Source organism: Bacillus sp. F19 (genome assembly GCA_023823795.1).
In the GTDB taxonomy this organism is placed as follows: domain Bacteria; phylum Bacillota; class Bacilli; order Bacillales; family Bacillaceae; genus Bacillus_P.
The window spans coordinates 728,870-755,859 of sequence record CP085710.1 but is presented as its reverse complement, the minus strand read 5'-3'; the positions used below and the strand labels follow the sequence as shown (position 1 = coordinate 755,859).

Below are 26,990 nucleotides of genomic sequence, written 5' to 3'. Positions count from 1 at the left end.
CCTAGCGGAATCGTATCTTATGCTGTAAGCCCAAACAATTGATGGATGAATTCTTTCTGATTTTGGACAGACTGATCCCGCAAATCAATCTGTTCTTTTTTAATCATATGCATGGCTTCTACTCCTGAAAGAATGGATGTAGCAGTGTCAAAAGACTTGAACCCTAACATAGGAAGGACTCGCTTCTTAATGAATCGATGATCCTGTTCCACGATGTTGTTCAGATATTTTACTTGCCTTATTTGGATGCCTTCCAGCATCTTTTTTTCGTTTTTCAGCTGTTGAATAGCTACTGGATAAGCTGGATTTTTATCTACTGTTATTACACGAGGTTTGGCAACATACGAAAAAGCCAAGGCTTTTTTCAAGTAGCGCTTGGCTGATTTGGCATCTCTCGTTTTACTAAGGAAAAAGTCAATGGTATTCCCATCTGAATCGACTGCACGATACAGGTACATCCATTGTCCTTTTACTTTTATGTACGTTTCGTCCACTCTCCATGAGTCATTGGTTTGTTTGAGATGACGTCGGATTCTCTTATCCAACTCAGGACCATATTGATGTACCCAACGCATAATGGTTGTGTGAGCAATGGACAGACCTCGCTCCTCCATCATTTCCACCAAATCACGAAAACTTAGGGTGTACCGTAGGTACCATCTTACCGTTAATAAAATAATATCAGGCTGATAGTGCTTCCATTTGAACAAATTTTCCTTTTCCATACTGATCACGCACCTTTTTAGAGTAATAGTATCAGTATGTCCAAGATTTAGAGATTACTTGCACCAGAACCTTAGTAGCTCTTCCATGACCACTTATATATTTTCCATTGATATAGCCTTCATAGAAATATGTATATGTACAAGTTGCTGAGTTACTTGTTGTGAATAGCCATTTCACATCTTTTGCTTCATAATTTTCGTTTTCAACCAATGACCAAGCGTTCTCAAAGTATGTTTGGATTTCTTCGTGAGTAGTACAATTTCGATCTGTGAAGAAGTAAACAGCATTAGGGTGCAGCACTTTTCTGACTTCGTCAAAATTGTGAGTATTTGTTGCTTTGATGTAATTTTGTAATACTTCCATTTTAAGTCCTCCCATTGTCTTTTTTAAATAAGTCTAACACAGTTTTATTAGTTGATTGGTGAGAAATAGGGAGTGGTTATTGCACAGTACGAACATTATATGAACTAAATATCCTTTTTTCAGTACTGATAACATCGCTTATGTCAACAAAAAGAGGTTGGGTACCTTTTGGACGTCCAAAAGATACCCAACCTCTTTCATTGCCTATAATTACTGTTTATGTTAACTAGATTTGTATAGAGTATACATACTAAAAATATCTTTTTGTTAGGAGATAACTTTTAATAGATAAAATGAGAAAAAATGGTTGATTCACCTGATCAGTTTGTCCGTTTCACTATGGATAAATCAGAATAAAATATATTACCAAAAAGAAAAGGAGGCACTAATAAATGAGTAATAAGATCACATCAGGTCCATTTTTTGTACCATTATTTATTGACGGTACTAGTAATCTACCTGTAGATCGTTTAGTGATTGGTCTTAAAAATCCTACTGATCAACCTAAAACTGTTCGTGTAACAGTTGACCGTTGTGCAGGTACTTTATTCCCAACTACTGCTCCAGAGACTACAATTCTCAACCAACTAGTAACTCTACCGTCAGAACACTGTACAGTTTTAAGAGTATTGGATGGCCCTTCTACCTTCCAAAGTGGTGACATGCTTCGTGTAACCGTTGAAGGTGATACAGATGAAGAGGCAGAAGGCATTGAAGTGGCATTGTTCGGTGGTAATGATGGACGTCCAACTGTGTCAATGGTGTTTAAACATGAAGACTTTATCGAGGTAGATGAAGATTAACTTAGACTAAATCTAACAGATCTTATGTCACGACAAAAAGAGGTTGGGTCCCTTTTGGACTCTAAGAGGGACCCAACCTCTTTGCTCTCTCTTACATGCCGAAATAATCATCCGGCACATCCTTCCCGAGCTGCCGTAGTGCCTTGTTTATCTTCGTAACTAGAATAGCCTTGTTTAGAAAACAATTCAATTCCTGCTTGAATTAATTTGTTAATGGTGTCTTCTGGTCCATTTCATTTATACGATATTCGGAATCTAATAAATAAGTAAAGTAGATTTTTAAAGGAGGTGTAAGAACATGAATAAAGCGTTAATCGTTTTAAATTATTCAGGTACTGATCCCATATTACCTCTTGAACAAATTATAGAAGACCTATTATCACAAGGATACCAAATAAAACAACAATTAAATTTTAATAATGGCTTAACATACATTCTTGAGAAAGAGTACAGCAGTTAGTCGTTAACAAATAATCAAAAATAATTTTGGAGGTTTGTAAAATGTCAAAAAAGAAAATATCCACGGGACCTTTTTACGTCCCATTGTCTCCTAATGCGAGCGAATTTAACTTTTTCGGAAGAGTCAATAACGGTCTGAATATCGTTTTTAAAAATCATACAGATGACACGAGAATAGTTAAGGTAACTGTAGATGAGTGCACTTTAGCGCTTTTTCCAACAACAAGCGTTGAAGGACCACCTGCTTTACCGGAAACAACGGTTATACTACAACCCAATGAATGCACGATAGTAGCGGTACCAATTACCTTTTTTAATACTTATCGTGTAAGCATTCGAGGTGATATCGATCTAGATGCGGAAAAAATGGAAGTTAGCGTAACTGGAGGAAGTGTGAACGCAGGAGGAGGATATGTAGAATTCGCTGACCCGACCCTCTTCTTCCGTCTAGATGATTTTGTTAAAGAAGATGATGATTGAACATTACAACACTAATAGATAAAACTAATTATTTACTTTTTAAGAGGGGTAATTCTTTAATGAACTAACGAATGCGTTAGTTCATTAGAGAACACAATAATGATCAATATTTTTTATTAAAGAATAAATCCAATTAAATATTATAAGGGCATACCCCTCCGAATAAACATCCCCATAACGGTTTATGCAATGCCTCATTTAGGTGAGGCGGAATTCCTTTGCCGGATGAGTTTTTTCAATTTTATTTTTTCTTTTTCGAAGTCTTCTTCTTTATATTCCTCAGAGGAGACATTTATATTTAAGGCCTCGTATAATCCTGCTCTAACCCCTTCAAAGATTGATAATGCCTCTTTTTCATTCATATTGAACTCTGTTTTTAACTGTTCAATCGATTATTTTTTTATAAACCAATCAGGCTTTGGACCTTTTGATTTTCTAAAGTAAGAAATCAAGTGCAGCAATATCACAGACTCTTCAGATGTACTCGCAGCCATCTCCTGACCCTTAGAGGCATTTAAAACTGTCGTTATGTATCCAATAGGATTTTCAATACGGTCCTTATGTGAAGCTTATTCGCAGCCTAAATTACGATCCGTTAACTACCGATAATCCCTGGTTATGGTAACAAAACGAGGTTGAGTACCTTTTGGACGTCCAAGAGGTACTTGTCACTTTAGGAGTTATTTTGCACATCCAACCTTAAAAACCCAGCATCTTCTCATGTGAAGATGCTGGGTTTCTTGATTATCTACATCAATCATTTTTAGAACATTTCGGATCTTACCCCAGTAAAAAAGCGACTGCTCTTTGTTCAGCAATCGCGCCCGATTGCTGAACAAGAAAAGCAGATTTCTTTAAATGCCTTTTACACCGTCATAGGTAGTCAATGCAACTTATACACTGTAAAAACCCCCTTCAGAACTTGCGTTCTGAAGGGAGTTCTTGTTCACATAACCTAAGTGATTTTACTGAAAAATATTTTGTAAATTTGAAACCTCTGATGAGTTAGCAGATAAAGTATTATTTGATTGATTAACATCTAGATTTTCTGAATGCTCCAAATCTGTATCTATAATTTCCTTAAGAACATTTTTATCTTGCCATTTAGCAACAGCTTGATGACCTAATTTTGAACATCACGTACAAGGGCACCAAGTTCCCTCATTAGCTTTTGTGTATCGGCAGCTGTGTTTGCTGCATCAACGGCCATCCAAGCTTTCTCTCTGTCTGCTTTAGATTGTATATAAAATTCTCGCTAAAAGTCCAAGGTTTATGTCAGCAGAAACTCCAACAGCACTATTTCCATCATTACTAGCCATAATTCTTAAATCTATTTGTGTATATTTTTTTACCAGACCAGAGTAGATCATAAAGAATGGCCCACCTATGAATAAGATAGTTGCAAGGATCGATATGAAAGAATCACTCACAGTCGTTAAAAGATAAGAGAAAATTAATTCGATTGGCAAAAGAAATAATCCTCCTAAAACCTTGAAGATATTTACCTTTTTACCTATGTAAGAAATAACTCCAGTTACTTTATCAATACTTACATCCCTAATTGTAAAAAATTCATTCACCTTTGTTTCACCAACAAAAATGATTCGATGTGTCGTAACGATAAAATATCCTATTGTGGATGATTTTGGTTTTCTCAACTGTGTATTTGGAGCCAACATAGATAAAAAGTGTTGCGGACCTACAACGGATGCTTTGTATTTCTTGATAACTTGTTCTTTTTCGGATAAGCAAACTGGTATGTCAACACTAAACTAAACAGTTTTCTTAAGGTGTAAATTTTTGTATTCTCGTGGGCTTAAATAACCCAATGTTCCATGAATTCTTGTTCCATTAAACCAGTTCACATAATCAAATAGTTCCCTCTTTAAGTCGGATAGTGATTCGAAGTGGCGTTTTTTCACAAACTCTGTCTTGATAATTTTAAATGTTGCCTCCGCAACCGCATTATCATATGGGCAGCCTTTCATACTCATAGAACGCTTGATTTCAAACGTTTCTAAGGCTTCGTCAATCAATTTATTCTTGAATTCACTTCCACGATCCGTGTGAAATAACTTGATCTTGTTTAGATCAATTTTTATCGAAGAAATCGCTTGATACACAAGCTTTGCGTCCTTCTGTGGACCAGCACTGTATCCGATAATTTCCCGATTATAAAGATCAACAAATACACATAGGGACATGTCCGTCAGTTTCTACAATTTTGTAACATTTCCCTGCTTCCTTTTGTACATATACAGCATACCTAAAAAAGGCTTTCCACAGGAATGGAAAGCCTTTTTACTTATTTATCTTTAACTCTCAGAAGCCTTAAACCATTTAACGTTACGATCAGTGTAGCTCCCATGTCCGCAAAGATGGCAATCCATAGGGTTAGCCATCCTGGGATGACCAGTAATAATGCTAAAAGCTTAATTCCTAAAGCGAACGTAATATTTTGTTTGATAATCGCAAGTGCTTTGCGGCTAAGTTCAATTGTGAAAGGAAGTTTCTTCAAATCATCTCCCATTAATGCCACGTCTGCTGTTTCAAGAGCAGTGTCTGTTCCAGCTCCGCCCATCGCAATCCCAACTGTTGCTGAGGCAAGAGCTGGTGCATCATTAATACCGTCTCCGACCATTGCGACTTGACCATATTCATCTCTCAATTGCTTTACCGTGTTTAGCTTATCTTGAGGAAGCAATTCAGTCTGAATATCAGTAACGCCTACCTCATTTCCGATGGCACTTGCGGTTCCTTTATTATCACCCGTAAGCATGATTGTCTTTTTAATGCCTAAATCATGCAATCTTTTCACTACATACTTAGAGCTTTCGCGAACTTGATCAGCTACAGCTAAGATTGCGAGAAGGGTTTCCTTCGTACCAATCAGCATAACTGTTTTACCTTGATTTTGTAAGGATAGAATGCGATCTTTCATTTCAGTAGTCATGTGGGTTAGAAACATTTCTTCAAATAACTTAGGGCTGCCGATGTAATAATGATTTCCATCAACGATCCCTTCAATTCCCTTACCAGTAATGGATGAAAAATTTTCTACTTTCAAGTGCTTATAGTCGATACCTTTATCTTCAGACTTCTTCATAATGGCTGACGCAAGAGGATGCTGGGAACCATATTCCAAAGCCGTTATAATCGAGAACAATTCTTTTTCGTTCCCTTTAAGGTTGACCATTTCAAAGTCGGTGACAACAGGTACACCTTTTGTTAAGGTGCCTGTTTTATCAAAAGCGATTGCCTTTAATGCACCCATTTCTTCTAAATATATACCGCCTTTGATTAAGACGCCGTTCTTCGCAGCGTTCCCAATGGCAGTTACGATGGATACTGGTGTAGAAATAACTAATGCACATGGACAGCCAACAACTAATACCGCTAAACCTTGATAAATCCAAGTATCCCAGCTTGCATCAAAGAAAAGGGGAGGAAGAACCGCGACTAGGAATGCTACAACCATGATCGCAGGTGTATACCATTTTGCAAATTTATCAACAAAAGCTTGGGAAGGAGCACGTTCTGCTTGAGCTTCTTCAACAAGATGAATAATCTTTGCAATCGTTGTATCATCGACATGCTTTGTCACTTTGACTTCTAATAAACCTTCTGTATTTAACGTTCCTGCAAAAACCTCATCATCCATTCTTTTTTCAACAGGCACAGATTCTCCAGTAATCGCAGCTTGGTTGATGGACGAATTTCCTTTAACAACCATACCGTCCATTGCGATTTTCTGACCAGGTTTTACAATCATGATGTCTCCGACTTGAATATCATCCACTGCAATCATACTTTCAGTGCCATTGCGTCGAATAAGTGCTTCTTTTGGAGCTATATCCATAAGAGAACGTATCGATTGCCGTGCTTTATCCATCGAATAAGACTCTAACGCTTCACTGATGGCGAACAAGATAACAACAATCGCACCTTCGCTCCATTCCCCAATAATAGCTGCTCCGATGATGGCAATTGTCATTAAGGTTTTCATATCAAATTCGAAACGAAATAAATTCTTGAACCCAACAATAAATAATGAGTAACCTCCAATGATGATGGCGGCTAAAAAGGCAAGAACGGACTGAATGCTTTCTTCTCCATACATCATCATGGATAGATAACCGATAGCAATGAATAAACCGGAAGCTAGGAGCGACCCATACTTTTTCAAGAAAGGTTCTTTGACAGCCTGAATTTTCTCTTTTTCAGGAGTTAGTTTTAGATTTTCAAATGCTCCTGCTTTTTCAAGTTCTTTTATGCTTGCGTTTCCTACTACCATTAACTTGGCAGCACCGAAATTCACTTTCGCATCTTGAACACCATCTAATTCTTTTACATTCCGTTCAAATTTACCTGCACAGCCTGCACATGTAAATCCTTGAACACGATATACATTTTTTTCATCCATTTGTTCCAAACCTTCAGTTGACACGAACACTCAACTCCCTTTGATGAGCAAAAGCAATTTGTATAAGCTGTTTGACATGGTCATCATCTAAAGAATAGTAGACCAACTTTCCTTCTTTACGAAATTTAGCTAATCCTAAATTTTTAAGAAGTCTTAAATGGTGAGAAGCTGTCGCTGTCGTTGCACCAACAATGTTTGCGACATCACAAACACATAACTCCTCTTCAAGAGAAAGGGCATATGCAATTTTCACTCTTGTATCATCCGATAATGCTTTAAAGATTTTGGCAACAGGTGTTGTATCTTGTGTTTCAAGCTCCATTTGCACTCGTTTTACCTTTTCTCCATCAACGCAAGTTACCTCACATACATCTTGGTTTTTCATTCTCTCACCTCAACATTCAAACATTCATTTGATTATTAGTATATGGAGCATTACACTAATAGTCAAACAATCTTTTGAATAATATTTCTTTGTCATCCAAACAAAGGAACAGTAGGGAGGGTATTTTAAATGATATACGATGTCGTTGTGATTGGTGCCGGACAAGCAGGTCTTGCGATCGGATACTTCTTAAAGAAAGCAAATGTATCATTTCTTATTTTGGACGAAGCCAGCATGATCGGTGAAAGTTGGAGGAAAAGGTACGATTCCCTTACATTATTTACTCCTCATTCCTATAGTTCGTTGCCAGGCTTGCCTTTAGATGGTGATTCTAACAACTCGAAAGTGATTTTGAATAGGGTCACATAATGAACCATACACGATTGGATTCCGCCACAATTTTATTCATTTCTTCCAGCTGCTGTTCGTCTATGACCGGCTCGGAAATGATCATAATATTCTTCGTGAAAAAAATAACGCAGTGCTTTAACTTGTTCCGGAAGCATCAAGCTGGTCCATTTGATATTACCCTCGATCATTGATACTCATCTTTTATCCCTCCTTATTAAAAGGATAAACAAACGTTCTTATTATACTAATTTCTTTCTTTCCATTTAAACATCAAAAAGCAGGTATCCCTTTTCGGATTCCTGCTTTTCTTTTTAATTGTATGTGTCTTAGATTAGACCAAAGAATCGTATTGTAACTGTAGAATTATGTTTTTTTTTGTAAACAAAAACATGTTGACAGTTAACTTGGTTCCACCTTAAAGTATAGGTTATACACCAAAAAGTTTCCTTAGGTAAACTTTTTTTAAGAGGAGGTCAAGTTATGTCTGAAGAAAAAAAGATTTCTCGCAGAGATATTTTAAAGATTGGATCAGCTGGAGCATTTGGGCTTGCAGGCAGTTATTATTTAAATCATTTATTTCCATTTTCCACTGTAGCCAAAGCATCTGGTCATACGTCTCATAAAACCAGCAATCATTCAAATCATGCTAATACGGGTGATACATCGAAGACCACAGGATATAAAATGGCGGAACGCCTCCTTACTGAATTTGATTATGGAAAAGTTTCCATCCTCCCCAACGGGCAAACACTCAGAGTATATGAAGTGGAAGCAATTGATAAAGAAATTGAAATAGCCAAAGGAATTAAATTCCCTGGCTGGACTTATAACGGGACGATTCCGGGACCAACTTTTCGCTGTACCGAAGGTGACCTTTTGAGATTTCATTTTATTAATAAGGGCAGCCATCCTCATTCCATTCATTTTCACGGCATTCATCCGCCAGAAATGGACGGTTTAGAATCTATCTATCCAGGGCAGAAATTTACGTATGAATTTGAGGCAAAGCCATATGGATTACAAGTTTACCATTGCCATGTCCTTCCATTAGCACGCCATATTCATAAAGGTTTATACGGGAATTTCATAATTGATCCTAAGAAGCCTAGAGAACCAGCATTAGAATTAAATATGGTTATGAATGGATTTGATTTGGATTTAGATGGAGAAAACGAATTTTACACAGTAAACGGATATGCCTTCGCATTTATGAATCATCCTATTAAAATCAAAAAGGATCAACTCGTTCGAATTTATCTAAGTAACTTAACAGAATTCGACTTAATCAATTCCTTTCACCTGCATGCAAATTTCTTTACGTACTATCCGACTGGAAGAGACGATAATCCGTCTCAATTTACCGACACAATTATGCAATGTCAAGGAGAACGCGGAATTGTTGAAGTGCGTTTTCCATACAAAGGAAAGTACATGTTTCATGCCCATGTCAGTGAGTTCGCTGAGTTAGGGTGGATGGGATTCTTTGAAGTCGAATAAGAAAGGGGGCTTATGATGAAGATTAATTGGCTGGTTACAGGTTTAATACCATTATTTTTACTCTTAGGAGTATTAGGTTGGGTACTTATGAATGGAGCAGGTGTAGAAAAAGATCCTGCAGCTCCGATTGAAGTTTTGAATATCGAACAAATCAAGGTAACAGAATCCGGCTTTGAATTATCTGTTAGTAATACTGGACCAAAATCATTAACGATCTCTCAAATCATGGTGAATGATTCCGTTTGGAATTTCAGAGTCACACCCAGCGAAACTCTAAAACGTTTTGATAAAGGAAAGGTGAGCATCACCTATCCATGGGTGGAAGGTGATCCGCATACAATTAAATTAATTACAGAAAACGGTATTATCACTGAGGGAGACATTGCAGCGGCAACACTCACTCCAGAAACGAACTGGGAGAATTTCCTTAACTACGGCTTTATTGGTTTTTATGTCGGGATTGTCCCGATTACATTGGGATTAATGTGGTATCCATTTATGAAGCGGTTCTCTCGAAAGTGGATTAATGCCATTCTTGCCCTTACAGTTGGCTTGCTATTATTCTTATTTGTTGGAACTCTGGCTGACGGTTTTGAAATTGGTGCAGAAGCCCCTTCTGTCCTTCAAGGAAATATGGTTGTCATTATAGGAGCGGCGATTACCTTCTTGCTGTTGATCGGTTTTGATCAGTATCAGCAAAAAAAGCAAGAAAAGAATGGATATTCACCATTTGGTCTAGCTTTGCTGATGGCGACTGGAATTGGTCTTCATAACTTCGGAGAAGGCTTAGCAATAGGTTCATCGTTTGCGCTAGGTGAAGCTGCTCTGGGAACCTTTTTAATAATTGGATTTACTCTCCACAACATAACGGAAGGGATCGGGATCGCAGCTCCTTTGTTAAAGTCAAAACCTCGTTTCAGAGACTTTATTTTACTTGGATTAATTGCTGGTGCCCCCGCTATTGTAGGTACATGGGTTGGCGGATTTATTTTCTCTCCAATTTTGGGAGCGTTGTTCCTAGGAATTGGTGCAGGAGCCATTCTTCAAGTCATTTACGTCATAACTAAAATGTTAATGGAAGATCATAAAAAACATGCAGAACCATCTGTTTCATGGTTAAACCTATCTGGTTTTACCATTGGAATCTTGATTATGTATTTTACCGCATTTTTTGTTAAATTCTAAGGAGGGATTTACATGGTAGGACCAGGTAGTATTGTTTTAATTGGAGCGATGGCATTAATCATTTTTGGACCAAAGAAGCTCCCGGAACTTGGCAGAGCTGTCGGTACAACCCTAAAAGAATTCAAGCAATCAACTAAAGGAATCATAGATGATGGAAATGATGATGTCAAAGAAGATGGAAAAGAAAAATAACAATTTGGCTTGAGGCTACGCCAGCAGACAAAAAGCTCCGAGCGTTCGGAGCTTTTTGTTATTCTTCATTCATTATTGTTGTTTTGCTTTGGTACAAGGTGATTTAAGTAAGAATCGTTACTCAGAAAGTACACAGAAAAATTGTAAACTTTGATTCAAACCAAGAAAAAATAGACTTTCATCATGAAAATACCTAGTAAAATAATAAAAAATGATTGAACTGTTATTTCCTTTACGCCTTTATACAGCATTTCAATGAAAGCAACGTAGGTTAAGGTTCCTATAGCCATACCCATAAATATGGTATCCAATTTAATCGAGTGAATATGAATATTCATACCTGCATATGTTGTAGCAGCAAAAATTGCAGCAATCAAAACACTAAAGATAACGAAGATCTTAAACTGCAGCTTTGAAGACATGGCTGCACCCATTAACGCTGCACCCTCAGGTACTTGATGAATCAAAACGGCGAATAAAAGTGAAAAAGAATTATCACTTTTAATATTAAGACCTAATGCCATCCCTGTTGGTAAACTGTGGATAATTAAAGAAATAAATAAAAAGAAGAATGTACTTTTCGAGAGATTAGATGACCAAAAACGATCTTGATGTAAAAATCGCTTAACAAATAACATGATGATGATCCCTATGGTACTGCCTGCAAAAATGCCAATGTAATTATATTCCCCGAGTGTTTCCGGAACTAACTCAAAAATTAAAAGTCCACCTAGAAGTCCTCCAGACAACAAACTGATGTATGTTTCATTCTGACGAAACAACCCTTTGGTTGTATGTATGAAAATGCCTCCAATCATACACCCTAATAAGATAGCTAAAAATATAAAAATAAATACCGCAGCATCAATAGACATTTACACCCTCCAAAATGAAGTTTGTACATGTATATTCAATTTATGAGGATCAATGTCTGCATAGTTAGAGAAGAGCATATGCGTAATAATTTAAACCAAAACGAGCACCCAACTCATAAGAATTGGGTGCTCGTTTTGTGATTCAAGAATTACCATATTATTAAACCTCTGAAGTTGGAGTTGGTTTAGCATATCCTTCTTTATATTTCTCATCAATTTCAGATCTAATCTCTTTAATTGATTTGCCTTCCTGCAGCTGTAAAACAGATTGTGCTGCAATTTCCAAACAAACTCCGCATTTCGTTCCATGGTCATCCCAGACAATTGCTCCATTTTCCTTGTTCTCAAAAACAAAGCAATCATAATTGTTTTTATGGTTTGCTGATTCACCGCAACCACAGTAACATGGAATATTCTCTAAAAGTTCTCTGTTTTTTGCTGCTGCAGAGTAAATTACCTGCATGTCTTCTGGTTTATCTGCTAAAAAGGATGGCTGGTAACCGATACCTTTTGTTTCTTCCCGAATATCTCCAGAAGCAGCATGTTCACCGTGGTCTGCATGTTCTTCCTTACTCGCAGTTTTCTTTTCCTCTGGCTGATCTGTACAGGCTGAAAGTAATAATGCAAAAGCTGTTACACTACTTAATAAAAAGGCTTTGATTTTCATTTTTCACATCTCCTAGTAAGATCTATATCTATTCTATGGACTACTAACCCTTATTAGCAAGGAAAGTCACAAATCTTTCATTAATTATATCTTTCAATAAACATCAATTGAATCCTTAAAAATTGCACATCAAAAAAAGCAGCCACAGGCTGCTTCCTTTTTATAAATACTTACGGTGAATCGCCTTCCCGTCATACGTAAACAAAACAGGCTTCCCTTCCAGAATCGACTCCATGTGCACTGCGCGTCCCCACAGCTGATGAATATAAGGAAGCACTTTTTCAAGATATTTTAAATCGAGTTCAATATCTTCGTACCAGTGCTTCAAGTAAAGTTCATTATTCTTAAGATAATCCCCATCGTTCACTGTAATGTACGGGAACCCTCCATTTACACGCATGTTGATTAACTGGTCCCGGACATTTTCCCACACTTTATCGACAACCTTGTAATCTCTTCCCTGCTTTTGAAAGAGATACATGTCTTCTCTAGTGACAAGATCCTTTGTCAAATAATTTCGAATAAACGACAAGTCAGATTCGACTTCCCGCACTTCAAACATTTTTTCTCGGCCAGAGTTAGGCTCTACCCCGCGTCTTTTCATGTCTTCTGTGGGATTGTTGTAGCGTTCTTCGATGTCTTCAAAAATTTTAAGTCCTAAATAATATGGATTAATGCCAGTCCGTGACGGCTGAACGACGCCTGCATTCAGCTTTGCAAATTCAATGGATTCATCTGTGGTTAGGTCAAGCTCTCTCAGAATCCGCTGATGCCAGAAGGATGCCCAGCCTTCGTTCATGATTTTTGTTTCGAGCTGCGGCCAGAAATAGAGCATTTCCTCCCGCATCATCGTGAGGATATCGCGCTGCCAGTCTTCCAGGTCCCTGCTGTATTCTTCTATAAACAGCAGGATGTCCTTTTCAGGTGATGGCGGAAACTTTTTATTCTTTTTTGGAGGAGCCCCTTTTGGCTTTTCCTTATCATCCAAATTCCACAAATCATCATACGGAGAAGCCTTTTTAACATCCTCCTCCTCAGCATCTCCCATTGTCCAGGAGAGCTTTGGCCGCATTAAGGACGGATCGATATGCTCCTGAATCGCAAGCACCGCATCCAAGAATGTCTCTACCTCTGCTCTGCCATAATCAATTTCATATTGTTTAATCCGTTCGGCTGTGGCAGCCATGCTTTCAACCATATCGCGCTTCGTATTTTGAAACCTGCTGTTATTTTTGAAAAAGTCACAGTGGGCAAGGACGTGAGCCACAATTAATTTATTTTGAATCAGGGAGTTGGTATCAAGCAAAAACGCATAGCATGGATCCGAATTGATGACCAATTCGTAGATTTTGCTTAATCCAAGGTCATAGTGAAGCTTCATTTTGAAGAATTGTTTTCCGAAGCTCCAGTGTGAAAAACGGGTCGGCATTCCGTAAGCACCAAATGTATAAATGATATCAGCAGGACAAATTTCATACCGCATCGGATAATAGTCAAGTCCAAATCCATCTGCAATTTCCGTGATTTCCGCAATGGCATATTCCAGTGATTTCCGGTAGGCTTCGTTCACGCGTTTTCCCCCTATTTCGTCTTTAAGACAATGTATGAATGGCGGGCGGAAAAGATGAAGGAAATCCGTTTCAGAAAAGCTGTTAGCAGGTGCAATGCAGGAAGGCAATCAGCACATAAAAGCGAAATCTTGTTTTTCCTAGCCTTTTTTCTCATTCATTAAGCCATTTTCAGGAATTTACTAGTGTACGTTTTTTTTGATTTAATTATATTTTATAATGTGCCATTATTCTTTCTATTAAGTGTATCTTTCTTTTTTAGCACTCAGATTAGAAATTTCCGGGTACAAATAAAAAAGCATGAATCCTTATGGCAGGATTCATGCTTTTCACTCTATTTAAACTCGTTCAGGCTTTACATACATATTTTGCTTTAGCGTTTGTTTTTGCCAAATGATTGTCATAACAAGCGTCACAACAAGGAAGCTTTCTATAATAAACTGCTGCATCAGGCATTTCATTTTCAAATACTTAACTATGTTAAGTTGTTTGGCGTCATTCTGTCAACGAGAAAGGATTGTAACGTTTTATGACATTAAGAAACGGTTTGAACGTCTGTCTTTAAGTCCATTGCCGGCCCAAAGAATTCATAGTGGATCTTTTCATTTTCAACCCCTAGAGACAGCAGATTTTGAATCATTGCTTTCATGAATAACACAGGTCCGCAAATATAGAAATCTCCTTCTTTATTCTCCAGAATACGCTCCAAATCATCCTTAGAAATTAAGCCTTCTTTATAAAAGCATAGATCTGTCAAATCCTGATTTAACGGGCTGCTGTAAAAGGCAAACATTCTGCTGTTAGGCAGCTTCGCACCTAATGATGCTGTTTCTTTTACAAATGCATGTGTGCTGCTGTTTTGTGTTGCATGGACAAACGTCACTTCCCGCTCTGTCTGTTCAACTGCAATAGTGCGCAGCATACTCATAAATGGAGTGATGCCTACTCCTCCGCTAATAAATGTGACAGGTGTTTCAGCAGCCTCACTTAATGTAAATTCACCGGCAGGAGCACTGATTTCGATTTTATCTCCGACTGCTATATGATCATGAAGATAATTGGACACCTTCCCTGCTTCAGTCTCTGGACCGCCTTCTCGTTTTACTGAAATTCTTAAATGCGGCATATCTTTGCTGCCTGACAAACTATATTGTCTGTTCATCGTATACGTTTCTCCCGGAATGCTGACTCTTACGGAAATGTACTGGCCTGGCTTGAAAGCTGGCAGGCCATCTTTTGACTCTAAATAGAAAGAAGAGATCGATTCACTTTCTTTCTCAATGCGCACGACTTTAAAAGGCTTGAATCCAGACCAATCTGCGCCATCATATAATTCTTTTTCCGCTTCGATAAAAACATCGGCAATGACGCCATATGCTTCAGCCCAGGCATTTATGATTTCAGGCGTTGCAGCATTTCCGAGAACTTGTTTTATGGCCTTAAGCAAATGTTCTCCAACAATTGGATAGTGTTCCGCTTTTACTCCTAGACTTCTATGCTTATGTGCAATTTGTTTCACTGCCGGCAGTATCATATGAAGCTGATGAATGTGTTTTGCTGCAGCATATACCGTATTTGCAAGGGCAGTCTGCTGTCTTCCTTTTTTCTGATTGGCATGATTGAAAATATTCAGCAGCTCAGGATGGCTTTCAAATAGATTTTTGTAGAAAGCAGATGTGATTTCTACACCTTTTTCTTCTAATACGGGAACAGTAGATTGAATAATTTCGATTGTTTTTTGAGTAAGCATTTCGATGCTTCCCTTCGTGTTAAAGTAGTATTTTAAATACATCTTTATCTTAAATCGAAAAAACTCTTAAAGCAATATTTCGAATACATCTTTAGAAAAATTGTCACAATTGAAATTTAACTTTTCATAAAGTCTCTGCTGCTGTGGTAAGATAGACGTACTTCATGTAATGGGGCGATGTGACATTTATGCGATTAACAAACTATACAGATTATTCTTTGCGGGTGCTGATTTATCTGGCAACAAAAGAAAAAGATAATCTATCCAATATAAAAGAAATAGCAGAAGCCTATCAAATCTCAAAAAATCATTTAATGAAAGTAACCTATGAGCTTGGCAAATTAAATGTAATTGAAACGATAAGAGGTCGGGGCGGCGGCATTCGTCTGGCGAAAGATCCTTCAGAAATCAATATCGGGTTCATTGTCCGTCAAACCGAAGACGACTTCAGCCTTGTGGAATGCTTCGATCCTGGACGAAATGCATGTACGATATCCCCTGCCTGCACATTAAAAGGGGTGCTTCATAAAGCGCTGCAGGCCTACTTTGAAGTACTTGACGGATATACGCTTGCAGACCTGGTTAAAAACAAACCGATGCTGGTTCGATTATTAAATAACACGTGAAGAAAACTGCTGATAGGGCAGTTTTTTTATTTGCATAGACAATCTGGAGCTATTTTTTCAGAATAGTTTGTAAATATATCCAGTATCTTATATTATCAATTCAGGAGAATTTAAATAAGCTAATAAGTGGAATATTTCTAAAGGAGGATCCAAAGTGGGGAACAAAAAAGTATGGCTTGTGCTTCTTTTTGTCTTTTTCATGATCAACTTAACAATTCCTTCTTTCACTGCAGCAAAAAATCCGTATGTGCCCCCAAGCAAAACCGCTGTTGAATCGATCACTTCCAAAGCATTGCTGAAAGATGAGCGGCCAAAGCACCATAAGCTCACCTATAAGATTTATCTTCCAAGAGGATATGATAAAAAACGCTCAGAAGGATATCCGGTCGTTTATCTGCTGCATGGCAGCGAAGGAAATGAAAACAGCTGGGATGATTTTTTTGGAAAGCTTGACGAAATGATCGAAAAAAAAGAAATTGAGCCGCTTATTGCCGTAGTCCCAGCAGCGGGCAATTCCTATTGGGTAAACTCTAAAAAGCACGGCCATTATGAAAGCGCTGTTATAGATGATTTAATTCCGCATATCGATAAGAAATACAATTCTATTGCAGACCGCAGCGGCAGATTTATTTCCGGCTATTCAATGGGCGGATACGGGGCACTCAGATATTCAATGGTTTATCCTGATCTGTTTTCAGGAGCAACCCTTTTAAGCCCTGCCATTCAAAACACAGAGCCTCCTTCTACATCCGGGGCAGTTGAAAGAGGAAGTTTCGGAGAACCATATGATCCTGCTTTGTGGAATGCAAACAATTACCCGACTGCAATCAATAGTTACGTAAAACAGCCTTTTCGGGTCCCAGTCTATATAGTAGCAGGAGATGATGACTGGAATCATTTGAGTGAAAAAGAGGATCTTCCTCCTGATGCTTATAAATATAATATGGAGGTTCAGGCTGTGCAGCTGTATCAGGAGCTCCACAGGAAAAACCTGTTCAGCATAGACTTTCAAAAGTGGGAAGATGTTCCCTCAAGTCCCGCAGAACTAAGGATCATAGGTGGCGGCCATGGACTTGATGTTTGGCTGAAGGGATTTCAAGAAGGATTAAAGTATATGTTCGGAAAAACTGAAAGTCCTGAATTTTCTCCAATCTATGACCCTGACAGCTACAGCTCTGAAAAGAAAGGAACTGTAAATACTTATTCATTCAATGCACCAAGTCTGATCCAAGATGAAACACCAGGGAACGATGAATTGAAGTATGTCGTTTATTTGCCTGAAGAGTATAATCCAATTGCTGAAAAAAAATATCCCGTCCTCTACTTGCTTCATGGTTCTTATGGAGATGAAAAAAGCTGGGACAAATTCTGGCCAATTTTAGATAAAATGATTGAAGATAAAAAGATTGAACCCGTCATGGCTGTTGCACCTGTGACAGGCAACAGCTATTGGGTGAATTCACTCAAATATGGAAATACGGAATCTGCATTTATAAACGATTTGATAAAGAAAATAGATATGGATTTTAAAACGATTCCAGAAAGGAATGGACGCGGGCTTGTCGGCTATTCAATGGGAGGATATGGAGCACTGCGCTACTCTCTTGTTTATCCACACCTCTTCGGCGGAACATCACTATTAAGTCCTGCCATACAGGCTTTCGATGCGCCTAAAACATCTGGCGCAGTTGAACGAGGTTCATTTGGAGATCCCTTTGATGCTGCAAGATGGGACTCGTTAAATTATCCTCAAGCTCTTGAAGCATACGGACAGCAGCCTTTCGAAGTGCCGGTGTTTATTATGACCGGAGACGATGACTGGAATCATATAAGTGAAAAAGAGGATCTGCCTGAGGATGCCTACAAATACAATATGGAAGTTCAGGCAGTCACCTCCTATCAGTTCCTTCACAGATCGAATGTCTTTAATCGGCCTTTTGAGAAATGGGAGCCTGTCCCCGGAAGCCCGGCTGAACTCAGAATATTAAACGGCGGCCACGGGATGCAGGTATGGGCAGCAGGGTTTGAACAGGGTTTGGTATATATGTTTGAAAATGGTCTCCGTGCGCAGTAATGGAACTTCGTTAAAAAATGTATGTTTTAACGCCATGTATGAGTACCCAAAAACCTGAGTTTGACTGTTTCAGGGTGTCATACTTACTGTATGAGTACACAAAAACCGAAGTTTGCTTGATTCAAGGTGTCATACTCACTGTATGAGTTCCCAAAAACCGAAGTTTGCTTGATTCACGGTGTCATACGCACTGTATAAGTTCCCAAAAGCCGGAGTTTGACTGTTTCACGGTGTCATACGCACTGTATGAGTTCCCAAAAACCGGAGTTTGACTATTTCAGGGAATCATACGCACTGTATGATTACCCAAAAACCGGAGTTTGACTGTTTCACGGTGTCATACGCACTGTATGAGTTCCCAAAAACCGGAGTTTGACTGTTTCACGGTGTCATACGCACTGTATGAGTTCCCAAAATCCAGAGTTTGACTGTTTCAGGGTATCATACGCACTGTATGAGTTCCCAAAAGCCGGAGTTTGACTGTTTCAGGGTATCATACGCACTGTATGAGTTCCCAAAAACCGAAGTTTGACTGTTTCAGGGTATCATACTCACTGTAAGAGTTCCCAAAAACCGAAGTTTGCTTGATTCACGGTGTCATACGCACTGTATAAGTATCCAAAAACCGAAGTTTGACTGTTTCCGAGTGTCATACGCACTGTATGAGTACCCAAAAACCGGAGTTTGCTTGATTCACGGTGTTATACGCACTGTTTTAATTGAACAATCATTATCTCGTGCCTTACAGCTGAAATTAAACACGCTGATCGTAGACTTTTCGGGAGTATATAAGGTCTGGTGAGATGGTGGTGGAAAGGTTGGAAAAGTTAATCCTTTCAATAGGTCTGATTGGAGTAAAACCCATTCTTACAGGGATGGAGAGCAGAGATGAGCCTAAGCTTCATCAATGCCGGAGCGGCGATGGATAAAGTGTCTGCGGTTGAACAAGTCTTAGCTTAAACTATGTATGCTTGGCAGCTGCCAAGCTTTTTTTCCGTGCACTACATCACAAAACCGGTATGATTCAATGTCTTACCTTCAACCTTCTCATAGAGGTTTTTCACTCTCATGGCAATGTCATCACAAAGTTCCTGATAGTGGGCAAATTCTTCCTCGTCACTTTCATATGAATACATGGACAGATTGGGCAGATTCCACGAAAAAACATTCTTCCCTTCTTCAACAGGCGGTGTTTTTTCCTGTTTGTAATCGTACATTTGAACAACTACTGATGCTTTATTTAATAGTTCCAGGTTAATTTTATCCGAGTCAAGGTCTTCAATAAACATATTTACTTCTTTCATGGCCTTTACGCAAGCATGGTCGGCTCGTGATGTGACAAGACCAGCACTTTCGATTTGCCATTTACTTGAGAACAGTTTTTTTGCCCATGCTTCTGCAATTATGCTCCTGCAAGAGTTAAAGTATGACAGAAAGTAAATGGTAGGTTTTCTCATCGCTGTACCTCTTTCTTTAGGTTTGTACTAATCTTTACCCCCTCTTCATACAGACTACACATTTATTTACATCCATTTAGTGGATACCCCCCATAAAATTGGAACTGCCGAGAAAGATTCAGCCGCAGCATTCTATCTGGCTGCGGCTATTTTATTATAAGCCGATCCTGTTTATCCTCTTTTCAAAATAAGCTTTGTCATTCTTGATCACAGTCATGGCTGTTTCATATGCTGTCTTTGATAGTTCTTTGAACGAACGTTTATTAACAGCATCAAGTTCCTTCATAAGCTCTTCAGGCAATGAGGATTTTCCATTTAATGATCCTGCGATCGCTCCGCCCATGCTTGCGATAGAATCTGAATCATGGCCGTAATTCACACCGCCTATGATCGTCTTCATCGTGTCTCCTCCTGCTACCAAAAATAAAGCCAGGGCTATCGGCAATTCCTCAATGGAATGAATTCTGCTCGGTGTGTTGGCATTTCCTTTTCCCTGCTTTTTACGATCAGAAAAAGTTTTCACTGTATCGAAAGGTTCAATAGCCCGTCTTAGATCCTCTCTTGCTTCGAGAACATCCAAATGGACAGCTGCTGCACCCAGCGCTGCCTCAATGGCAAGCTTTGTACCGTCTTTAGCGAGCGTCCGTGCCGCTTTTAGAATACTTTGCACTGTCGCGTTTTCGCTCATGCCTTCAGCAACAGCAGCTGCCATTACACCGGCTGCTTCCCTGCCGTAGCTTGTTTGATGAGCCCCGGCAAGATCAATTGCTTCGTGATAGGCTCGTTCAGGATCTCCTGCATTCATCATTCCGACAGGACTCATATACATGGCAGCTCCGCAGTTCACCATATTGCCGATGCCCGCTTCTCGGGGATCTGCATTTGCAAGCCTGTGCCTTAGAAAGAGATACTGCTCTGGATAATAAAGTCTTGTAATAATAGGCGCTTCCTTCCGCAGCTCAGGAATGTAGACCTTCTTTTCAGCTATTTCCTCCACTAGTTCTTCTGCTATATCATAAGCTGTTAAATGCCTTCGCTTTTTTTCATATACCTTAAGCAGCGCCTCTACCATTAATGTGTCATCCGTTATGTGTCCGTTTCCCTTTTCGAGAGGCCTCATGTTGCCTGGTTCCTTCCACGCATCACTTGCCGGCTCCCGAAATGATGTTACAACACCGAATTTCTCCCTGATTACTTCAGGCAGCAGCCCCTCTGTCGGTGAACCCATTGCATCACCGATAGCACCGCCATAAAGAACACCTTCTATTTTTTCAAGCATCCGCTCCGTCATTGTCCCTCTCCTTTACTGATGGTCTTTCCCTTAAAACCAAGTGTGGAGGCTCTTGCCAGAAGTTTTAATGCAAGCTTCGGAAATGCCTCATTCCCTCCTGTTTTCTCTTCAATTAATTGAATAAGCTTGCCTGCTGCAGCCAGTCCAATTTCATACACAGGCTGCTCAATCGTTGTAATCTCGGGCTCTACAAGGGTCGTGAGGTCAATTCCGTCAAAACCGGCAATAGCAATCTCTTCAGGGATCTTTCTCCTAAGAGTCTTCAGCATTTTCAAACAGCCAATTGCCATTAAATCGTTTCCGAGAAAAAATCCATCTGCATCAGGATGCTGCTTCAGCGCCACCTTAGTCAGCAGCCTCCCGCTTTCAAGACTGTAATCACCTTCATAATGAATCACAGGGTGCTCCCTGGAAAATTGCTTTACACTATCCGCATAACCTCTCAGCCTCTCATTTGATGGAATGAGCTGTTTCGGTCCGCCTATGTGAATAATCTTTCTGCAGCCGACATCCAACAGGTGGCAGACTGCAAGCTTTGCACCTGTATAATGATCGACTGCCACTGAGTTTGCGGATGTTACATTGGCTGCACGGTCAACAATCACAAATGGAATCTTCTTTTCCTTCAGAAGCTTAATTGATTTCTCCTTAAGCTGATAGGGAGCGAAAATAAACCCGTCAATATACATATTTTCAAAGCTTTCCCACATAAAGACACCCGTCATTTCCTTAAAACCGGCAGGCACCAGGATTATTTTGTATCCTTTGCGGGCTGCTTCTTTTTCGATTGCTTGAACAAGCTTGGGAAAGAAAGGGTTGCTGAGATCAGGAATAAACAGGGCAATTGTATTCGTTTTTTGCCTGGCAAGACCTCTTGCAATTTCATTTGGTTTATAATTCAAATTCTCCATGACAGACTGAATTCTTTTTTCTGTTGCATGGCTGACATATCCTTTTTTATTCAGATATCTGGAAATGGTGGCAACTGAAACATCCGCTTTCCTTGCCACATCCCGAATGGTTACTTTCTTCTCCCTCAAGTGATTTCCCCCTGATGATCCTATAGTTCCTTCACTTCTATATCTGACAGAAGAGCTTCGCCTTTTCCAAGGACAGAAAATCCAAACATTCCCCGCTTGAAGCGATCATCTTCCACTTGGAAAATCCGTTTGCCGTTTATGAAAAACTCAATCATGTCTCCCTCACAGCTTGCTTCAAACCAGTACTCCACCCCAGCGGTCCACTTATATGGCACTTCTATCAGTCTTTTCATGCCAAAATCGGTTAAGACCAAAGAAACCTTATTCTGCCCGTCAAACCCGGCTTTGTAATGCCGGAAGATTCCCTCCGCCCTGAGGATCATCATGTGCTGAACGCCGCTGAGCGGCTGAACAGCGGCTGCGAACTTATAGTTTTTGGCATAATAATTCCCTGTAAAAGAAGAGCACTCATCTTCAGACTTGCACCTCATTTTTCTGTGTTCGAGGCTTGCTTCACCCTTGTGATGGGCAAAAGGTGTGACAGATTGGAACTCTATTGCCTGTTTGCTGAAATCTATTTTATAATTCGCCTTTCCTGATATCTGAAACTCATCTATAAATAGCTTCCCAAATGACCGGTTTAAAAGCGGAGATGGACTTTCTATCATCACTCCGACCTCATCGATGATTGCGCCGTCTGTCTCTGGAATAATAAACACTATATCGTTCCACGCTTGATTGATCAGCCTGATAGGCTGAAGCTTGATGTCCCCTTCATTAAACGTATTTCTCACATACGGAGTGACAAAAAAATCTTCACCCTGCCACTTGTCACAATAAATCTGCATGCTGACCTTTTGGCCGCTGCAGGCTTTAGGGGCAAACGACGGTTTATACTTCTCATCATTAAAGTCTTTTCTTCTGTGAAAAGGCTTATAGAATACCTTGCTTGCTTCGCCTTCTATCATCCGGTCAATGAATATTTCGAGGGCCCCATTTGTTTCATAACCGATTTCATTGCTGTGTCTGATGAATGTCTTGAAAGGAAAATTTGTTTGAAAGCCGTGCGTCGATCCTGAAAGGGTAAAGTCGAAATAGATGTGCTCTTCTTTGAAGCTTTTCAGCAAACCGCTTGGAGCCTGCTGCTTTGACACCCTATAGCCGAGCAGGGCAAGCTCTTTTGCAAATGTAGGAATATCCATGATGTTCAAATATCCCGAGACACTTGATAGTACAATAAAATCATTGATCGGCTTCCTATAATGATTCGGTATTTTTTCAATTCCATTCCATACTCCTGCAATCGTCCCGATCTTGCCTGCATTGCAATCTGTATCCCAGCCGCACATGGCTGCGATTTCGATCGTTCTTTCAAAGCTTCCATTTCCGTATAAAAGCGCAAGAATGCAAACACCTGCATTAGGAATAATATGACAGACACCCGGATATTTATCGTACCCCCAGTTCTCCTCCAAAAACATTCTGCAGGCTCTGAAGTCTTCGGGATGCTCCCAATGAAAATCAATTACTTCGTTAACGACTTTGGCGTAGGTGCTGTCAGACGGAATGGTTTTTAAAGCATTTGAAATGATTTCCGGGATACTCTCTGCATGAAAGGCCTCCGCAATACATGCAGCAATAAATCTCGCACCGTATATACCATTCTTGTCGTGCGAGACACTTGCCGCCTTGGCTGCATAATCAGCCGCTTTTTCGCTGTCTCCCGGAAAAAGCAGCCCCCAAGTATCGACAAAAATTTGCCCGCCGATCTGTTCCGCAAGCGTTAAACCATTTTGATCTGCAGATCCTGATTGAGGAGGCAGAATTCCTCTCTGCAAATTCAGATATGCCGTATGCTCCGTGCTGATCCCTTCTCCTCCCCACCAGAACATCCCGATCCCTTGGCGGGTGTAGTTCAGCCATGCGCGTCCGACATCTTCGGCCGTCAGCTCACGGTCAGCTGCATCGTCATATAGAGCCCTGATAAAAAAAGCTGGTCCGTTCGCATCATCATCGGCAGAAAAGGTGTTATATTCTTTAAGATATCCTTTTATATCACCATACACATCTTCGATTCTCTCAAATGTCCATTCCAAAGGCTCAACCGGCGCTCCGAGCCTTATTCCAATATTCATTCCAAGAAACCCTACATACACACGCTCAAGATAATCTCCAGGAATCAACCGCCATTCCCCTCTCCCATTTCAGTTTCGCTGTAATTCCTGCTGTTCTTTCTAACTTACGTCTGGGAATAGGCTATCATTCTATGTTTTTTATAGGAAAAACGGAATCGCCCGTTTAGCGCAGGCAGACAGATAAGAATCCGGCAGAAAAGTCCGAGTTTGACTTTTCCTGAGGATTTGTTCTGGCCGAGGAGTTGGGCGATTCCGCGCGCCATCGATGAGCCAAACTTTATTCTCCTATATTTTAAAAGAGAGATCCCGAATTCAGAATCTCTCTCTTTTTCTATTTCAATTGCTTGTTTGCATATTCTGTAATCTCTTTTCCTCCTGCAGCATTCCATTCTTTTACGAATGCATCAAAGTCCTCAAGCGGACGCTTTCCCGTGATGATGTCAGTTGCATATTCTTTATATAGGTTCTCCATTGCATCCCAATTTGCGATATATTCCTCAGGCAAAATAAAGAGGTTATCTTCCTTGTAGAATTCATTGACCATATTTAAAGATTCCTCAGCCGCTTCTCCAAGCAGCGGCTTTTCAAGCGGCATTTCGGGTTTAAATTCAGATGGCTCCCAGAATCTCGCAAACCATTGTTCATAATACGTGTTTGTAAGATCTATTTTTCCGTCAGTTACCACATAGTGCTCCCCTTCAAAACCAAGGCGGTCAATCATTTGTCCTTTAGGGCTTGCCAGGTAATCTAGAATTTTAAATGCAAGCTCCTTCTTTTCTGATTGTGAGGATATCGCTACTCCTCTTGCTTCTTTTGTGACATCTGCAGCGCCAAATCCCTGGCCTTCCCCTTTAGCAGGCGGCAATACCTTCACCCCGGTATTTTCGCCATTAGTCTGCATCATTTTCCCATTGTAGATATCAATGACTTTGCCCGCGGTACCGACAATCACGCCAGCCTCCCCATCATAAAAGGCTTTTTCTTTTGTATCCCATTCTTTCGTGATATAGCCTGGATCAAGGAGACCTTCTTTGTATAACTTTTGATAGAATGCAAGCTTCTCCTTCTCCTGTTTCGATACTTTGTAATGCTCAAATTGCCCGCCGCTGTTCAGCCATGAAGAGGTAATGCCAAACGACATGTTGAAAATGGCATTCAGTTCCTCGAGATCTCCAGCAGCCGTAAAAGCATACGAAGGTTTTCCTGCTCCGCCTGGAGGGTTCGTTTTTAATTCTTTAAAGAAATTATAGTAGTTATCAATCGTAGGATCGGCAGCTAGCACTTTGGACGATTTCATTTTTTCAAACCAATCGCCTCTGATCACTGGCGTCTTCTGAGAAAGAGGCTTCACCCACAATAAGTACGGATAATTTTCAAGTCTCTTTTCGTTCCACGGCTCAAGACTGTCCTTCAAATACTTCGATTTTTCGATATGAGGCGTTAAATCTTCCAGCAAATCTTGATCTGCAATCTGCTGATCTCCCCCCTGGAAATAAATCATGTCCGGAATATCACCGCTCAGCAGAAGCAAATTCAGTTTTTCTGCATAGTTTCCCTGTGGCATTTCTACAAGCTCAAATTTCACATTCAGATTCTCATCGTTCTTTAATCCTTTTTCCAGCGCTTCAAAATAAGCAGCTGAAACAGGATTCGACGGATTTTCATCCTTCATGACTATGCGGATTACAGTAGAACCATCCTCGTTTTTCTCTGCCGTTTCTGTTTTTTCCGAGCAGCCTGCAGCAAATGCAAATAGACCTGCAAGCATAATCAGCAAAAGTTTCTTCATTGCCATTCTCCTTTATATCATGAATTTGCCTTTCTAATCCTTTACTCCACCCTCTAATGCACCCTTTGCATAAAACTTCAGAATGAAGGGATACATGATTAAGAGGGGTACTATGGCAAGCATAATCGTACCTGCCTGCAGCGAGCCAAAATCAAGATTGGCCACACTTTTGTACTCTAAAAGGGTCTGTACTCCGACTAATGAAGCATTATCCCGTTCAACAACGAATTGCCTGAGAACAAGCTGCAGAGGCCATTTTCCCGGGTCCGTAAGATAAATGGACGCTCTGAAAAATTCGTTCCAATGAAAGACGGCGTAAAATAAGCCCAGCGTTGCAAGTGCCGGCTTTGACAGCGGCAGCATAATTCTGAAAAATATATTCATGTGACCTGCTCCGTCGATTCTCGCTGCTTCGAGTATGCTTTCGGGCACATCTTCAAAAAATCGCATCATAATAAACAAGTAATAGACATTGATGGCTTTATAGAGAATAAGAGATAAATAGGAATCAAGCAGTCCAAGATCCTTTACAACTAAATATTCAGGTATTAAGCCCGGCTCAAAAACCATGATCAAAATCAGGATGACCATAAAAAACTTTCTGCCGGCAAGCCTTTTTCTTGTTAAAACATAGGCTGCCAGTGCAGTAAGAAGAAGATTCAGCAAAGTACCCGAAACAGTAATGAAAATTGAATTGAACAAACTTTTCACGATAAGCGGATTGGACAGAAGAATTTGATAATTAATCAGCGAAAATCCTTTCGGAATCAGAGAAAGCCCCGTCATTTTGTGAGCATTCTCAGGTGCTGTAAGAGACATGGCAAGCAAATTCACAATTGGAATAATCATTGTAAGCGTTATTAAAAATAAGACTGAGTAAAGCAGGATTTTAGACAGTTTCAATGTTTTCATAG

24 protein-coding genes and 2 pseudogenes are annotated in these 26,990 nt (G+C 39.8%); 9 read left to right on the top strand and 17 right to left on the bottom strand.

What is annotated here, in order from left to right:
- Positions 1-17: 17 nt before the first annotated feature.
- Both LIT25_04025 and LIT25_04020 read right to left on the bottom strand, forming a co-directional pair.
- Positions 18-725, bottom strand: a complete 708-nt coding sequence (locus LIT25_04025) for an IS6 family transposase (protein ID USK34542.1) — start codon at positions 723-725, stop codon at positions 18-20.
- A gap of 31 nt (positions 726-756) precedes the next feature.
- Positions 757-1,089 (bottom strand): nuclear transport factor 2 family protein, encoded by a 333-nt coding sequence (locus tag LIT25_04020; GenBank protein USK34541.1) that lies wholly within the window; start codon positions 1,087-1,089, stop codon positions 757-759.
- 392 nt (positions 1,090-1,481) lie between these two features.
- On the opposite strand from LIT25_04020, the gene LIT25_04015 reads away from it, so the two are divergent.
- The 3 genes from LIT25_04015 to LIT25_04005 all read left to right on the top strand — a co-directional run bounded on the left by LIT25_04015 (position 1,482) and on the right by LIT25_04005 (position 2,831).
- A complete protein-coding gene (locus tag LIT25_04015) occupies positions 1,482-1,892 on the top strand; it encodes a hypothetical protein (protein USK34540.1) in 411 nt (136 codons plus the stop codon).
- A gap of 298 nt (positions 1,893-2,190) precedes the next feature.
- Positions 2,191-2,352: a hypothetical protein gene (locus tag LIT25_04010; GenBank protein ID USK34539.1), complete on the top strand. Its 162-nt coding sequence runs from the start codon at positions 2,191-2,193 to the stop codon at positions 2,350-2,352.
- 41 nt (positions 2,353-2,393) lie between these two features.
- Positions 2,394-2,831: a hypothetical protein gene (locus tag LIT25_04005; GenBank protein ID USK34538.1), complete on the top strand. Its 438-nt coding sequence runs from the start codon at positions 2,394-2,396 to the stop codon at positions 2,829-2,831.
- Between the two features lie 194 nt (positions 2,832-3,025).
- Here the strand turns inward: LIT25_04005 and LIT25_04000 are convergent, their stop codons facing one another.
- The 5 genes and pseudogenes from LIT25_04000 to LIT25_03980 form a co-directional block, all read right to left on the bottom strand.
- A complete protein-coding gene (locus LIT25_04000; protein USK34537.1) occupies positions 3,026-3,193 on the bottom strand; it encodes a hypothetical protein in 168 nt (55 codons plus the stop codon).
- A gap of 870 nt (positions 3,194-4,063) precedes the next feature.
- Positions 4,064-4,411, bottom strand: coding sequence for a hypothetical protein (locus LIT25_03995; protein USK34536.1), 348 nt, complete (start codon positions 4,409-4,411; stop codon positions 4,064-4,066).
- 192 nt (positions 4,412-4,603) lie between these two features.
- Positions 4,604-5,029, bottom strand: a pseudogene (locus tag LIT25_03990) (IS3 family transposase).
- Between the two features lie 107 nt (positions 5,030-5,136).
- Positions 5,137-7,254 carry a cadmium-translocating P-type ATPase gene (gene cadA / locus LIT25_03985; protein USK36152.1) on the bottom strand — a complete coding sequence of 706 codons (2,118 nt, stop codon included), beginning with the start codon at positions 7,252-7,254 and terminating at the stop codon, positions 5,137-5,139.
- A 13-nt stretch (positions 7,255-7,267) separates the two neighbouring features.
- Positions 7,268-7,639, bottom strand: coding sequence for a metalloregulator ArsR/SmtB family transcription factor (locus LIT25_03980; GenBank protein USK34535.1), 372 nt, complete (start codon positions 7,637-7,639; stop codon positions 7,268-7,270).
- Between the two features lie 132 nt (positions 7,640-7,771).
- Between LIT25_03980 and LIT25_03975 the strand changes: the two are divergent.
- The 4 genes and pseudogenes from LIT25_03975 (at position 7,772) to LIT25_03960 (ending at position 10,864) form a co-directional block, all read left to right on the top strand.
- Positions 7,772-7,975, top strand: a pseudogene (locus tag LIT25_03975) (NAD(P)-binding domain-containing protein).
- Positions 7,976-8,470: 495 nt separating this feature from the next.
- A complete protein-coding gene (locus LIT25_03970) occupies positions 8,471-9,487 on the top strand; it encodes a multicopper oxidase domain-containing protein (protein ID USK34534.1) in 1,017 nt (338 codons plus the stop codon).
- Positions 9,488-9,502: 15 nt separating this feature from the next.
- Complete coding sequence (locus tag LIT25_03965; protein USK34533.1) at positions 9,503-10,672, top strand: ZIP family metal transporter; 1,170 nt, start codon at positions 9,503-9,505, stop codon at positions 10,670-10,672.
- Positions 10,673-10,684: 12 nt separating this feature from the next.
- A complete protein-coding gene (locus tag LIT25_03960) occupies positions 10,685-10,864 on the top strand; it encodes a twin-arginine translocase TatA/TatE family subunit (protein USK34532.1) in 180 nt (59 codons plus the stop codon).
- Positions 10,865-11,019: 155 nt separating this feature from the next.
- On the opposite strand, the gene LIT25_03955 is transcribed toward LIT25_03960, so the two are convergent.
- The 4 genes from LIT25_03955 to hmpA form a co-directional block, all read right to left on the bottom strand.
- Entirely contained in the window at positions 11,020-11,739 is a 720-nt protein-coding gene (locus LIT25_03955) for a ZIP family metal transporter (protein ID USK34531.1), read from the bottom strand.
- Between the two features lie 160 nt (positions 11,740-11,899).
- The gene (locus LIT25_03950; protein ID USK34530.1) at positions 11,900-12,406 is read right to left on the bottom strand and encodes a PCYCGC domain-containing protein; all 507 of its coding nucleotides are present in this window, start codon (positions 12,404-12,406) and stop codon (positions 11,900-11,902) included.
- A gap of 160 nt (positions 12,407-12,566) precedes the next feature.
- Positions 12,567-13,976 carry a SpoVR family protein gene (locus LIT25_03945; GenBank protein USK34529.1) on the bottom strand — a complete coding sequence of 470 codons (1,410 nt, stop codon included), beginning with the start codon at positions 13,974-13,976 and terminating at the stop codon, positions 12,567-12,569.
- A gap of 533 nt (positions 13,977-14,509) precedes the next feature.
- Positions 14,510-15,724, bottom strand: a complete 1,215-nt coding sequence (hmpA, locus tag LIT25_03940; protein ID USK34528.1) for an NO-inducible flavohemoprotein — start codon at positions 15,722-15,724, stop codon at positions 14,510-14,512.
- A gap of 188 nt (positions 15,725-15,912) precedes the next feature.
- Between hmpA and LIT25_03935 the strand changes: the two genes are divergently transcribed.
- Together LIT25_03935 and LIT25_03930 are read left to right on the top strand one after the other, a co-directional pair.
- The gene (locus LIT25_03935; GenBank protein ID USK36151.1) at positions 15,913-16,350 is read left to right on the top strand and encodes an Rrf2 family transcriptional regulator; all 438 of its coding nucleotides are present in this window, start codon (positions 15,913-15,915) and stop codon (positions 16,348-16,350) included.
- Between the two features lie 154 nt (positions 16,351-16,504).
- Entirely contained in the window at positions 16,505-18,424 is a 1,920-nt protein-coding gene (locus LIT25_03930; GenBank protein USK34527.1) for a hypothetical protein, read from the top strand.
- A gap of 1,001 nt (positions 18,425-19,425) precedes the next feature.
- On the opposite strand, the gene LIT25_03925 is transcribed toward LIT25_03930, so the two are convergent.
- The 6 genes from LIT25_03925 to LIT25_03900 all read right to left on the bottom strand — a co-directional run bounded on the left by LIT25_03925 (position 19,426) and on the right by LIT25_03900 (position 26,988).
- Entirely contained in the window at positions 19,426-19,881 is a 456-nt protein-coding gene (locus tag LIT25_03925) for a hypothetical protein (protein ID USK34526.1), read from the bottom strand.
- A gap of 154 nt (positions 19,882-20,035) precedes the next feature.
- Positions 20,036-21,172 carry an ADP-ribosylglycohydrolase family protein gene (locus tag LIT25_03920; protein ID USK34525.1) on the bottom strand — a complete coding sequence of 379 codons (1,137 nt, stop codon included), beginning with the start codon at positions 21,170-21,172 and terminating at the stop codon, positions 20,036-20,038.
- Positions 21,169-22,212 carry a LacI family transcriptional regulator gene (locus LIT25_03915; GenBank protein USK34524.1) on the bottom strand — a complete coding sequence of 348 codons (1,044 nt, stop codon included), beginning with the start codon at positions 22,210-22,212 and terminating at the stop codon, positions 21,169-21,171. Before LIT25_03915 ends, LIT25_03920 begins: the two co-directional genes overlap by 4 nt.
- Before the next feature lie 20 nt (positions 22,213-22,232).
- Complete coding sequence (locus LIT25_03910) at positions 22,233-24,335, bottom strand: ADP-ribosylglycohydrolase family protein (GenBank protein ID USK34523.1); 2,103 nt, start codon at positions 24,333-24,335, stop codon at positions 22,233-22,235.
- A 283-nt stretch (positions 24,336-24,618) separates the two neighbouring features.
- Positions 24,619-26,076, bottom strand: coding sequence for an extracellular solute-binding protein (locus LIT25_03905; GenBank protein ID USK34522.1), 1,458 nt, complete (start codon positions 26,074-26,076; stop codon positions 24,619-24,621).
- 33 nt (positions 26,077-26,109) lie between these two features.
- Positions 26,110-26,988 carry a carbohydrate ABC transporter permease gene (locus LIT25_03900; GenBank protein ID USK34521.1) on the bottom strand — a complete coding sequence of 293 codons (879 nt, stop codon included), beginning with the start codon at positions 26,986-26,988 and terminating at the stop codon, positions 26,110-26,112.
- Between the last annotated feature and the right edge of the window lie 2 nt (positions 26,989-26,990).

What these genes read in the sequence shown, in the direction of transcription:
- LIT25_04025 (USK34542.1), bottom strand. Translation starts at nt 725, where the DNA reads ATGGAAAAGGAAAATTTGTTCAAATGGAAGCACTATCAGCCTGATATT.
- LIT25_03925 (USK34526.1), bottom strand. Translation starts at nt 19,881, where the DNA reads ATGAGAAAACCTACCATTTACTTTCTGTCATACTTTAACTCTTGCAGG.
- LIT25_03970 (USK34534.1), top strand. Translation starts at nt 8,471, where the DNA reads ATGTCTGAAGAAAAAAAGATTTCTCGCAGAGATATTTTAAAGATTGGA.
- LIT25_04005 (USK34538.1), top strand. Translation starts at nt 2,394, where the DNA reads ATGTCAAAAAAGAAAATATCCACGGGACCTTTTTACGTCCCATTGTCT.
- LIT25_03955 (USK34531.1), bottom strand. Translation starts at nt 11,739, where the DNA reads ATGTCTATTGATGCTGCGGTATTTATTTTTATATTTTTAGCTATCTTA.
- LIT25_03950 (USK34530.1), bottom strand. Translation starts at nt 12,406, where the DNA reads ATGAAAATCAAAGCCTTTTTATTAAGTAGTGTAACAGCTTTTGCATTA.
- LIT25_04010 (USK34539.1), top strand. Translation starts at nt 2,191, where the DNA reads ATGAATAAAGCGTTAATCGTTTTAAATTATTCAGGTACTGATCCCATA.
- LIT25_03965 (USK34533.1), top strand. Translation starts at nt 9,503, where the DNA reads ATGAAGATTAATTGGCTGGTTACAGGTTTAATACCATTATTTTTACTC.
- LIT25_03935 (USK36151.1), top strand. Translation starts at nt 15,913, where the DNA reads ATGCGATTAACAAACTATACAGATTATTCTTTGCGGGTGCTGATTTAT.
- LIT25_04000 (USK34537.1), bottom strand. Translation starts at nt 3,193, where the DNA reads ATGAATGAAAAAGAGGCATTATCAATCTTTGAAGGGGTTAGAGCAGGA.
- LIT25_03960 (USK34532.1), top strand. Translation starts at nt 10,685, where the DNA reads ATGGTAGGACCAGGTAGTATTGTTTTAATTGGAGCGATGGCATTAATC.
- LIT25_03980 (USK34535.1), bottom strand. Translation starts at nt 7,639, where the DNA reads ATGAAAAACCAAGATGTATGTGAGGTAACTTGCGTTGATGGAGAAAAG.
- hmpA (USK34528.1), bottom strand. Translation starts at nt 15,724, where the DNA reads ATGCTTACTCAAAAAACAATCGAAATTATTCAATCTACTGTTCCCGTA.
- LIT25_04020 (USK34541.1), bottom strand. Translation starts at nt 1,089, where the DNA reads ATGGAAGTATTACAAAATTACATCAAAGCAACAAATACTCACAATTTT.
- cadA (USK36152.1), bottom strand. Translation starts at nt 7,254, where the DNA reads ATGGATGAAAAAAATGTATATCGTGTTCAAGGATTTACATGTGCAGGC.
- LIT25_04015 (USK34540.1), top strand. Translation starts at nt 1,482, where the DNA reads ATGAGTAATAAGATCACATCAGGTCCATTTTTTGTACCATTATTTATT.
- LIT25_03920 (USK34525.1), bottom strand. Translation starts at nt 21,172, where the DNA reads ATGACGGAGCGGATGCTTGAAAAAATAGAAGGTGTTCTTTATGGCGGT.
- LIT25_03900 (USK34521.1), bottom strand. Translation starts at nt 26,988, where the DNA reads ATGAAAACATTGAAACTGTCTAAAATCCTGCTTTACTCAGTCTTATTT.
- LIT25_03905 (USK34522.1), bottom strand. Translation starts at nt 26,076, where the DNA reads ATGAAGAAACTTTTGCTGATTATGCTTGCAGGTCTATTTGCATTTGCT.